The organism is Streptomyces sulfonofaciens (genome assembly GCF_014656295.1).
Taxonomy (GTDB): Bacteria; Actinomycetota; Actinomycetes; order Streptomycetales; family Streptomycetaceae; genus Streptomyces; species Streptomyces sulfonofaciens.
Window position 1 is genome coordinate 280,415 of sequence record NZ_BNCD01000012.1, and the last position, 10,931, is coordinate 291,345.

General features: G+C 71.2%; 9 protein-coding genes and 1 pseudogene. All 10 read left to right on the forward strand.

Features of this window, described 5'->3' with window-relative positions; genetic code table 11:
* Positions 1–10: 10 nt before the first annotated feature.
* Positions 11–940, forward strand: a complete 930-nt coding sequence (locus IE313_RS20890; RefSeq protein ID WP_189934433.1) for an ABC transporter permease — start codon at positions 11–13, stop codon at positions 938–940.
* Positions 933–1,712 carry an ABC transporter ATP-binding protein gene (locus IE313_RS20895; protein WP_189934435.1) on the forward strand — a complete coding sequence of 260 codons (780 nt, stop codon included), beginning with the start codon at positions 933–935 and terminating at the stop codon, positions 1,710–1,712. Before IE313_RS20890 ends, IE313_RS20895 begins: the two co-directional genes overlap by 8 nt.
* Before the next feature lie 630 nt (positions 1,713–2,342).
* Positions 2,343–3,218 carry a squalene synthase HpnC gene (gene hpnC / locus IE313_RS20900; protein WP_189934437.1) on the forward strand — a complete coding sequence of 292 codons (876 nt, stop codon included), beginning with the start codon at positions 2,343–2,345 and terminating at the stop codon, positions 3,216–3,218.
* Positions 3,215–4,177, forward strand: coding sequence for a presqualene diphosphate synthase HpnD (gene hpnD / locus IE313_RS20905; RefSeq protein WP_189934439.1), 963 nt, complete (start codon positions 3,215–3,217; stop codon positions 4,175–4,177). Before hpnC ends, hpnD begins: the two co-directional genes overlap by 4 nt.
* A 136-nt stretch (positions 4,178–4,313) precedes the next feature.
* Positions 4,314–5,765 (forward strand): hydroxysqualene dehydroxylase HpnE, encoded by a 1,452-nt coding sequence (hpnE, locus tag IE313_RS20910; RefSeq protein WP_189934441.1) that lies wholly within the window; start codon positions 4,314–4,316, stop codon positions 5,763–5,765.
* 161 nt (positions 5,766–5,926) lie between these two features.
* Positions 5,927–6,958: a polyprenyl synthetase family protein gene (locus tag IE313_RS20915; protein ID WP_229924822.1), complete on the forward strand. Its 1,032-nt coding sequence runs from the start codon at positions 5,927–5,929 to the stop codon at positions 6,956–6,958.
* 128 nt (positions 6,959–7,086) lie between these two features.
* On the forward strand, positions 7,087–9,096 hold the full coding sequence (gene shc, locus IE313_RS20920; RefSeq protein ID WP_189934445.1) for a squalene--hopene cyclase: 2,010 nt from the start codon (positions 7,087–7,089) through the stop codon (positions 9,094–9,096).
* Complete coding sequence (locus tag IE313_RS20925) at positions 9,096–9,809, forward strand: phosphorylase family protein (RefSeq protein ID WP_189934447.1); 714 nt, start codon at positions 9,096–9,098, stop codon at positions 9,807–9,809. The genes shc and IE313_RS20925 overlap by 1 nt, the downstream gene beginning before the upstream one ends.
* Positions 9,760–10,779, forward strand: coding sequence for an adenosyl-hopene transferase HpnH (gene hpnH / locus IE313_RS20930; RefSeq protein ID WP_189934449.1), 1,020 nt, complete (start codon positions 9,760–9,762; stop codon positions 10,777–10,779). The genes IE313_RS20925 and hpnH overlap by 50 nt, the downstream gene beginning before the upstream one ends.
* A gap of 13 nt (positions 10,780–10,792) precedes the next feature.
* A pseudogene (locus IE313_RS20935) lies at positions 10,793–10,931 on the forward strand (flavodoxin-dependent (E)-4-hydroxy-3-methylbut-2-enyl-diphosphate synthase); the annotation flags it as partial.

Genomic DNA, 10,931 nt, shown 5'->3' on the forward strand with positions numbered 1-10,931 from the left:
GTTTCCGCCTGTGAGTGAGACAACGCACGACGCCGGTGTCGCGGTGGGCACCGCCCCGTCTCCCGACGACGGGCTGTCCCCCGGCGAGCTCGCCGCCAAGTACGGACTCTCCGTGAGCGGCGCCCGGCCCGGTCTGTTCGAGTACGTCGGCCAGCTCTGGGGACGGCGCCACTTCATCCTCGCCTTCTCGAGCGCCAAGCTCACGGCCCAGTACAGCCAGGCAAAGCTCGGGCAACTGTGGCAGGTGGCGACCCCGCTGCTGAACGCGCTGGTCTACTATCTGATCTTCGGGCTGATCCTCAAGGCCAGCCGCGGTATGTCGCACGACGTCTACATCCCGTTCCTGGTGACCGGGGTCTTCGTGTTCACCTTCACGCAGAGCTCGGTGATGGCGGGGGTCCGGGCGATCTCCGGCAACCTCGGCCTGGTCCGCGCGCTGCACTTCCCGCGCGCCTCGCTGCCCGTCTCCTTCGCGCTCCAGCAGCTCCAGCAGTTGCTCTTCTCGATGATCGTGCTCTTCGTGGTGACGATCGCCTTCGGCAGCTACCCGGGGATGTCCTGGCTGCTGATCGTCCCGGTGCTGGTGCTGCAGTTCCTGTTCAACACCGGCCTGTCGCTGGTCATGGCCAGGCTGGGCAGCAAGACCCCCGACCTCGCCCAGTTGATGCCGTTCGTGATGCGCACCTGGATGTACGCCTCGGGTGTGATGTTCTCCATCCCCGTGATGCTCAAGGACAGGCCGGGCTGGATCGCCGACGTGCTCCAGTGGAACCCGGCCGCCGTCTACATGGACCTGATGCGCTACGCGCTCATCGACGGTTACGGCTCATCGAACCTGCCACCGCACGTCTGGGCGGTCGCGCTCGGCTGGGCGGTGCTCGTCGCGGGCGGTGGTTTCGTGTACTTCTGGAAGGCCGAGGAGCGGTACGGCCGTGGCTGAGCAGGGTACGGGGCCCCGCGTCCCCACCGTCATCGCGGACGAGCTGCACATCGTCTACCGCGTCAACGGCGGCAGGACCGGCCGCGGCTCCGCCACCGCGGCGCTCAGCCGGATCATGAGGCGCCGCGAGGAACGCGGTGTGCGCACCGTGCACGCCGTCAAGGGTGTCACCTTCACCGCCTACCGGGGCGAGGCCATCGGCCTGATCGGCTCCAACGGTTCGGGCAAGTCGACGCTGCTGCGGGCCATCGCGGGCCTGCTGCCCGCCGAGCGAGGCAGGGTGTACACCGACGGGCAGCCGTCCCTGCTCGGTGTCAACGCCGCCCTGATGAACGACCTCACCGGCGAGCGCAACGTCATCCTGGGCGGTCTGGCGATGGGTATGTCCCGTGAGCAGATCAAGGAGCGCTACCAGCAGATCGTGGACTTCTCGGGGATCAACGAGAAGGGCGACTTCATCACGCTGCCCATGCGCACCTACTCCTCCGGTATGGCCGCCCGGCTGCGCTTCTCCATCGCCGCGGCCAAGGACCACGACGTACTGATGATCGACGAGGCGCTGGCGACCGGCGACCGCAAGTTCCAAAAGCGCTCCGAGGACCGCATCCGCGAGCTCCGCAAGGAGGCGGGCACCGTCTTCCTGGTGAGCCACAACAACAAGTCCATCCGCGACACCTGCGACCGTGTGCTGTGGCTGGAGCGCGGCGAACTGCGCATGGACGGCCCCACCGACGAGGTGCTCAAGGAGTACGAGAAGTTCACGGGGAAGTAGCCCCCGGGCGGCCTCGGCGCGGTGCGCCGGACCGCCGGGTGTGCACCGCGGGCCGCGCTCCACGGTCCGTGGCCCGGATGTGGCACATCCCACTTCCAACGACGTCGGACCCCGTCGTCAGCAGGGCCCGCCGGACCCGTCCGGCGGGCCCCGCGGTGTCTCGCGGGCCAACTCGCCGTCAACTACGTGGCATTGACACCGATCTGTCGGCCCACCACCCGGGACACCCACGGAAAAGGGCTTCCCGTACTCCGCCGTCGATGTTGGAATCTTGACGCCGATCGGTGTGTTCTTGTGATGTGCAGGACACCCCGACGATCTCGGATGCGTTGTACAACGTAAGCTGTAGCGGTGCTGAAAGGCGCCAACTGGGGCAATAATGCCCGACGCCCCGGCGCGGGGGCCGGAGCGCCGAGTGCAGGCCCGGGCGGCGTGTCCGAAAGAGGATGTATTGGGTCGGCAGTGTAGAACGGGAGATGTGACGGCAATGGCTACGGGAAGTCCCCACCTCCGCGGTGCTCGTGCCGTCCCCGCCCCAGGCAGCACGCGGTGACGGGACCCGAGGCCGCGGGTGCTGGGACAGCCGCCGGGTGCACCGCCGCCACCGCGGCCCCGAGCACCGAAGCGGTCGTGCGCGGCACGCTCGACAAGGCGGCGCACGAGAACTTCCCCGTCGCACCGTTCTTCCTGCCCCGTGCCTGGCGGGACGACCTCATGGCCGTCTACGGCTACGCCCGCCTGGTGGACGACATCGGCGACGGCGACCTCGCGCCCGGCGGGGGCGACGCCCGCCATCTGGGCGTCGCCCCCGAGCACGCGGACGACCGGTCGGCACTGCTCGACGCGTACGAGGCCGACCTGCGCCGCATCTTCGACCGTGCGGGGGACGGTCCCCGCCATCCCGTGCTGCGCCGGCTCGCCCCGGTCGTGCACCGGCACTCCATCGGTCCGGAGCCGTTCCTCGGGCTGATCGAGGCCAACCGTCAGGACCAGCTCGTCAAGCGGTACGAGACCTACGACGATCTGCTGGCCTACTGCGAGCTGTCCGCCAACCCCGTCGGCCGGCTGGTGCTGGCCGTCACCGGTACGGCGACACCCGAGCGGATCCGGCTGTCCGACGCCGTCTGCACCGCCCTGCAGATCGTCGAGCACCTGCAGGACGTCGCCGAGGACCTGCGCCGGGACCGCATCTACCTCCCCGCCGAGGACATGAGGCGGTATCAGGTGCAGGAGGAGGACCTCGCCGCACCGACGGCAGGTGAGCCGGTGCGCGCCCTCATCGCCTTCGAGGCGGGCCGTGCCGTGCGACTGCTGACCGAAGGAACCCCCCTGGTGGGTAGCGTCCACGGCAGGCTGAAGCTCCTGCTGGCGGGGTTCGTGGCCGGGGGGCGTGCGGCGGTCCGCGCCGTCGAGGCAGCCTCCTACGACGTACTTCCCGGACCACCGAAGGCGGGCAGGGTTCATCTGCTGCGCGAGGTGGGAGCGACTCTGCGAGGAAAGGGGTGAGTCGGACCGTGGAACCCGAGCAGCACGTGTCCGCGCCGGTACTCGCCGCATACAGCTACTGCGAGGCCGTCACCGGGCAGCAGGCCCGGAATTTCGCGTACGGGATCAGACTGCTCCCGACGCCCAAGCGCCGGGCCATGTCCGCGCTGTACGCGTTCTCCCGGCGGGTGGACGACATCGGCGACGGAGCGCTGGACCCGGAGGAGAAGGAGCAGAGGCTGGCTGCGACCCGTGCCCTGCTGGCCCGTGTCCAGGCCGGCGAGGTGGCCGAGGACGACACCGACCCGGTGGCCGTCGGCCTCAGCCATGCGGCACAGCACTTCCCGATCCCGCTCGGCGGCCTCGATGAACTCATCGACGGCGTCCTCATGGACGTCCGGGGCCAGGCCTACGAGACCTGGGACGACCTCAAGCTGTACTGCCGGTGCGTCGCCGGCGCCATCGGGCGGCTGTCGCTCGGTGTGTTCGGCACCGAGCCCGGGGCGCGCGGCGTCGAGCGTGCCTCGGAGTACGCCGACACCCTGGGGCTCGCCCTGCAACTGACCAACATCCTCCGGGACATCCGCGAGGACGCGGAAGGCGGACGCACCTATCTGCCGAGCGACGACCTCGGGAAGTTCGGCTGTTCCGCCGGCTTCGGCACGGCCGGCGCGCCGCCCGGGGCGGACTTCGCGGGCCTGGTGCACTTCGAGGTGCGCCGGGCGCGGGCGCTGTTCGCCGAGGGGTACCGGCTGCTGCCGATGCTCGACCGCCGCAGCGGTGCGTGCGTCGCCGCGATGGCCGGGATCTACCGCAGGCTGCTGGACCGCATCGAGCGCGACCCGCAGGCGGTGCTGCGCGGTCGGGTCTCCCTGCCGGGCCATGAGAAGGCATACGTGGCAGTGCGCGGCCTGTCGGGCGTCGACGCACGCCATGTCTCCCGTACCGTCTCCCGGCAGAGCGTCAGGAGGCGTGCCTGATGCATGCGCGCAGCACGCACCGCCCACCTCGCTCACGGCGCCGGTCAACCTTGCGCGGGTACACGGCGTCCCTGACTGCGATGGCCCTGTCCCCGGCCCCCGAGCGGGCCCCGGACCTGGCTGACAAGGAGCGTGCATGAGCGAGGACACCATGCAGCCCGACGGGGCCGACACTCGTACCGAAGGCCGCCCCGGGAGGGCGGCCGCCGTAGTGGTCGGCGGAGGGCTCGCCGGGATCACCTCGGCACTGGCGCTTGCCGACGCCGGAATGCAGGTCACCCTGCTGGAGGGACGGCCGCGCCTGGGCGGGCTCGCCTTCTCCTTCCAGCGCGGTGAACTCACCGTCGACAACGGCCAGCATGTCTATCTGCGCTGCTGCACGGCCTATCAGTGGTTCCTCGACCGCGTGGAGGCCACCTCACTCGCGCCGCTGCAAAAACGCCTCGACGTCCCTGTGCTCGACGCCGCGCCTTCGAGGGGACCTCGCCTGGGCCGGCTGCGGCGCACCGCGCTTCCGGTGCCCCTGCATCTGGCGCAGAGCCTGGCGACCTATCCGCATCTCTCGCTCGTCGAGCGCGCACAGGTCGGCCGTGCCGCCCTGGCCCTCGGGAGACTCGACCCCGCTGACCCCGCCCTGGACGGTCAGGACTTCGGTAGCTGGCTGGCCCGGCACGGGCAGTCGCCGCGTGCGGTCGAGGCGCTGTGGGACCTGGTCGGTGTGGCCACCCTGAACGCCGCCGCGGGCGACGCCTCCCTCGCACTGGCCGCCAAGGTCTTCAAGACCGGGCTGCTGTCCGAGCCCGGCGCCGCCGATATCGGCTGGGCGCGGGTGCCCCTCGGTGACATCCACGACACGCTGGCGCGCAAGGCGCTCGACTCCGCGGGCGTCCGTACCGAACTGCGGACACGCGTCACCTCCCTCTCCCGGTCCGCCCGCGCGGCGGACAATCCCCAAGGGGAGAACGGCCATTGGACGGTCGAGGTTCCCGGCGAGCGGATCCAGGCCGACACCGTCGTGCTGGCGACCGCGCAGCACGAGGCGCACGCCCTGCTGCCGGCGGGTGCCCTGGACGCCCCGGAGAAGCTGCTGGGCATCGGCACCACCCCCATCCTCAACCTGCACGTCGTCTACGACCGCCCGGTCCTCGACCACCCCTTCTTCGCCGCGCTCGGCTCGCCCGTCCAGTGGGTCTTCGACCGCACCGAGGCGTCCGGCCTGAAGGAGGGCCAGTACCTGGCGCTGTCGCAGTCGGCGGCCCGGGACGAGATCGACGAGCCGGTCGCCGCGCTGCGCGAGCGTTTCCTGCCGGAGCTGGAGCGGCTGCTGCCACCCGCGCGTGAGGCCCGGGTGCGGGACTTCTTCGTCACCCGGGAGCGCACAGCGACGTTCGCGCCCACCCCCGGCGTCGGCAGGCTGCGGCCCGGCGCCCGCACCAAGGCACCGGGCCTCTACCTGGCCGGTGCGTGGACCGCCACGGGCTGGCCCGCGACGATGGAGGGCGCGGTACGCAGCGGGATCAGCGCTGCCCGGGCCGCCCTCACCGCCCTCGGCCGGCCGCGCGGCCATCTCTACGAGGAGGCGGCATGACACCCGAGCCGAAGAGGGCGGCCCCCCGTACCACCGCCTCCGCCGCGCCCACCGACAGCACCGCAGGCGGCGCCGGCGGAGCCCTCGGTGCGGCCGGCACCGGCACCGCAACAGAAGGAGAGACCGTGCCCACTGTGCCCCCGGGCGAGTCCACCGCCGAGATGGTCGACGTGTCCACGCTGCTGGAGCGCGGCCGGGAGCTGACCACCCCGGTGCTGCGGGCCGCCGTGGACCGCCTCGCGCCCCCGATGGACACCGTCGCCGCCTACCACTTCGGGTGGATCGACGCCGAGGGCAACCCGGCGGACGGCGACGGCGGCAAGGCGGTGCGCCCCGCGCTCGCCGTGCTCTCCGCCCAGGCCGCGGGCGCCGCACCCGAGGTCGGCGTGCCGGCCGCGGTCGCCGTCGAGCTGGTGCACAACTTCTCGCTGCTGCACGACGACCTGATGGACGGCGACGAGCAGCGCCGCCACCGCGACACCGTGTGGAAGGTGCACGGTCCCTCGCAGGCGATCCTGGTCGGCGACGCGCTCTTCGCACTCGGCAACGAGGTCCTCCTGGAACTCGGCACCGTGCAGGCGGGCCGGGCCGCGCGCCGGCTGATCGCCGCCACCCGCGCCCTCATCGACGGCCAGGCGCAGGACATCGCCTTCGAGCACCGCGAGCGGGTCACCGTCGAGGAGTGCCTGGAGATGGAGGGCAACAAGACCGGCGCCCTGCTCGCCTGCGCCGTCTCCATCGGGGCCGTGCTGGGCGGTGCCGACGACCGCACCGCCGACACCCTCGCCGACTTCGGCTACCACCTCGGCCTGGCCTTCCAGGCGGTGGACGACCTGCTGGGCATCTGGGGCGACCCGCAGGCCACCGGCAAGCAGACCTGGAGCGATCTGCGCCAGCGCAAGAAGTCCCTGCCGGTGGTGGCGGCGCTCGCGGCGGGCGGGCCGGCCTCCGAACGGCTCGGTGAACTGCTCGCCGCGGACGCCAAGAGCAGCGACTTCGACAGCTTCTCCGAGGAGGAGTTCGCCATCCGGGCCGCCCTGATCGAGGAGGCCGGCGGCAGGGAGTGGACCACCGGGGAGGCCCGGCGCCAGCACACCGTCGCCGTGCGGGCACTGGAAACCGTGGACATGCCGGACAGGGTGCGTGCGGAACTGGTCGCGCTCGCCGACTTCGTCGTCGTGCGCAAGAGATGACCGATACCGGCCGGATGCACGTGCCGGCTGGAGGAGCACTCCAGCACCCGTAGCGAGTCGCCGGCCGCTGTCCCACCCGGGACGGGCCGACGGCGGACCCAGCAGACCCACTGCACGAAGGGGAAGCCATGACAGCGACGACCGACGGAAGCACCGGAGCGGTACCGCCCCGCGCTGCCTCGGCCACCGAAACCACCACAGCAGCGAAGGAGGAGCCCGCGGCCCTCGAAGCCCCCACCACCCCCGAGGACGCGGCGCGCCGCGCCGTGCAGCGGGCCACCGACTTCCTGCTCGCACGGCAGGACGAGGCGGGCTGGTGGAAGGGCGACCTCGAGACCAATGTGACGATGGACGCCGAGGACCTGCTGCTGCGCCAGTTCCTCGGCATCCTGGACGAGGCCACCTGCAAGGCCGCCGCGCTCTACATCCGCGGAGAGCAGCGCGAGGACGGCACGTGGGCCACCTTCTTCGGCGGTCCCGGCGAGTTGTCCACCACCGTCGAGGCGTACGTGGCACTGCGGCTGGCCGGCGACGCCCCCGACGAGCCGCACATGGCGCGTGCCTCCGCATGGGTGCGCGAGCAGGGCGGGATCGCGGCGAGCCGGGTCTTCACGCGGATCTGGCTCGCCCTGTTCGGCTGGTGGAAGTGGGACGACCTGCCGGAGCTGCCGCCCGAGCTGATCTACTTCCCCAAGTGGTTCCCGCTCAACATCTACGACTTCGGCTGCTGGGCGCGGCAGACCATCGTGCCCCTCACCATCGTCTCCGCGAAGCAGCCGGTGCGTCCGGCGCCGTTCCCGCTCGACGAGTTGCACACCGACCCCCGCAACCCCGGCCCCGCGCAGCCGACCGCCCCGCTGGCCAGTTGGGACGGCGCCTTCCAGCGCCTGGACAAGGCGCTGCACGCCTACCACAAGGTCGCCCCGCGACGGCTGCGGAAGGCCGCCATGCGCAGTGCGGCCCGGTGGATCATCGAGCGCCAGGAGAACGACGGCTGCTGGGGCGGCATCCAGCCGCCCGCCGTGTACTCGATCATCGCGCTCCACCTGCTCGGCTACGACCTGAAGCACCCGGTGCTGCGCGAGGGCCTCGCCTCACTCGACCGGTACGCGGTGTGGCGCGAGGACGGCGCCCGGATGATCGAGGCCTGCCAGTCGCCGGTGTGGGACACCTGCCTGGCGACCATCGCGCTGGCCGACGCGGGCCTTGCGGCCGACCATCCGCAACTGCTGAAGGCAGCCGACTGGATGCTCGGCGAGCAGGTGGTGCGGCCCGGCGACTGGTCGGTCCGCAGGCCGGGGCTGGCGCCCGGCGGCTGGTCCTTCGAGTTCGACAACGACAACTACCCCGACATCGACGACACCGCCGAGGTGGTGCTCGCCCTGCGGCGGGTGGCGCATCCCGACCCGGACCGCGTGGAGCGTGCCGTGCAGCGCGCGGTGCGCTGGAACCTGGGCATGCAGTCCAGGAACGGTGCGTGGGGCGCGTTCGACGTCGACAACACCAGCCCCTTCCCGAACCGGCTTCCCTTCTGCGACTTCGGCGAGGTCATCGACCCGCCGTCCGCCGACGTCACCGCGCACGTGGTGGAGATGCTGGCCGTCGAGGGCAAGGCGCACGACCCGCGCACCCGGCGGGGTGTCGACTGGCTGCTCGCCGAGCAGGAGAAGGACGGTTCCTGGTTCGGCCGCTGGGGCGTCAACTACGTGTACGGCACCGGTTCCGTGGTGCCGGCGCTGGTCCAGGCCGGTCTGCCCGGCTCGCACCCGGCGATCCGGCGCGCGGTGGGCTGGCTGGAGTCGGTGCAGAACGACGACGGCGGCTGGGGCGAGGACCTGCGCTCCTACCGGGACGCCGGCCAGTGGTCGGGCCGGGGCGAGTCGACCGCGTCGCAGACCGCCTGGGCCCTCATGGCACTGCTCGCGGCGGGCGAGAAGGACTCCGGGGCGGTGCGGCGCGCGGTGGCGTGGCTGGCCGAGACCCAGCGCGAGGACGGCTCCTGGGACGAGCCGTACTTCACCGGCACCGGTTTCCCCTGGGACTTCTCCATCAACTACCACCTCTACCGCCAGGTGTTCCCGCTGACCGCCCTGGGCCGGTACGTCCACGGGGAGCCCTTCTCCGGCAAGGGGAGCTGATGGCCCAGAGCCCGGCGTCCGAGGGCCCGTCAGGGCCCGCGCCGCTGTTGATCGCCTGTGCGCTCGGCATCGAAGCGCTCGCGCTGCGCTCCGGTGCCCGCGGCGGTGCCCTCGGGCCCGTGACCGTGCTCCGCACGGGGATGGGCCCGAGGGCCGCCGACCGGGCCGTCGCCCAGGCACTCCGCGCGCCGGAGCTGCACGACGCACCGGTCATCGCTGCGGGGTTCTGCGCCGGACTCGCCCCCGGTATGCACCCCGGTGACGTGGTGGTCGCCGGGGAGACCCGGGAGCCGCGCGGGGTCACCGGCTGCGCGGGCAGCGAGCTGTTGGTCGAGCAGCTCGCCCGGGTGGCGGCCGGGCACACCGTGCACACCGGCCCGCTCACCGGGTCCGACCACGTGGTGCGCGGCCCGGAGCGCGCCGATCTGCTGGCCACCGGGGCGATCGCGGTGGACATGGAGTCCGCGGCGACGCTGTACAGCGCCACCCGCGCGGGGCCCCGTCCGGTTGCCGCCGTCCGGGTGGTCGTGGACGCCCCTGAGCACGAACTTGTCCGTATCAGCACGGTGCGCGGGGGAATATCAGCCTTCCGTGTTCTCCGTGCCGTACTTCCCGTTTTTTTTGAATGGCACCGTAATGTGCTGCTCCCCGGAGGTGAGCCCTATGGCCATGCCGCTCCGTCAGACGATCAAGGTCGCGACGTATCTCTTTGAACAGAAGCTCCGCAAGCGCGAGAAGTTCCCGCTCATCGTGGAGCTTGAACCGCTGTTCGCGTGCAATCTGAAGTGCGAGGGATGCGGCAAGATCCAGCACCCGGCCGGTGTGCTCAAGCAGCGCATGCCGGTGGCGCAGGCGGTGGGTGCGGTTCTTGAGTCGGGTGCGCCGATGGTGTCCATCGCGGGCGGCGAGCCGCTCATGCATCCGCAGATCGACGAAATCGTGCGGCAACTGGTGGCCAAGCGGAAGTACGTCTTCCTCTGCACCAATGCCATGCTGCTGCGCAAGAAGATCGAGAAGTTCACGCCGTCCCCGTATTTCGCGTTCGCCGTGCACATCGACGGACTGCGCGAGCGCCATGACGAGTCCGTGGCGAAGGAGGGCGTGTTCGACGAGGCGGTGGAGGCCATCAAGGAGGCCAAGCGGCGCGGCTTCCGTGTCACCACCAACTCGACCTTCTTCAACACCGACACGCCGCAGACCATCATCGAGGTGATGAACTTCCTCAATGACGAGCTGAAGGTGGACGAGATGATGATCTCGCCCGCGTACGCCTACGAGAAGGCGCCCGACCAGGACCACTTCCTGGGCGTCGAACAGACCCGCGAGCTCTTCAAGAAGGCATTCTCGGGCGGCAACAGGCTGCGCTGGCGGCTCAACCACTCGCCGCTCTTCCTGGACTTCCTGGAGGGCAAGGTCGACTTCCCGTGCACCGCCTGGGCGATCCCGAACTACTCGCTCTTCGGCTGGCAGAAGCCCTGCTACCTGATGAGCGACGGCTATGTGCCGACGTACCGGGAGCTCATCGAGAAGACCGACTGGGACGCCTACGGCCGCGACAAGGACCCGCGCTGCGCGAACTGCATGGCCCACTGCGGCTACGAGCCGACCGCCGTGCTCGCCACCATGGGCTCCCTCAAGCAGTCGCTGCGCGCGGCCCGCGAGACCGTTGCGGGAAGCCGGTGACGCCATGACCTCGATGGTTCCGGTCCCGCTCGGTCTTCCCGAACTGCCGCCCCGCCCCATCGCCACGCGCCGCAGGAGCCGGCGGATCCAGGTGGGGTCGGTCGCCGTGGGTGGGGATGCGCCGGTGTCGGTGCAGTCGATGACGACGACGC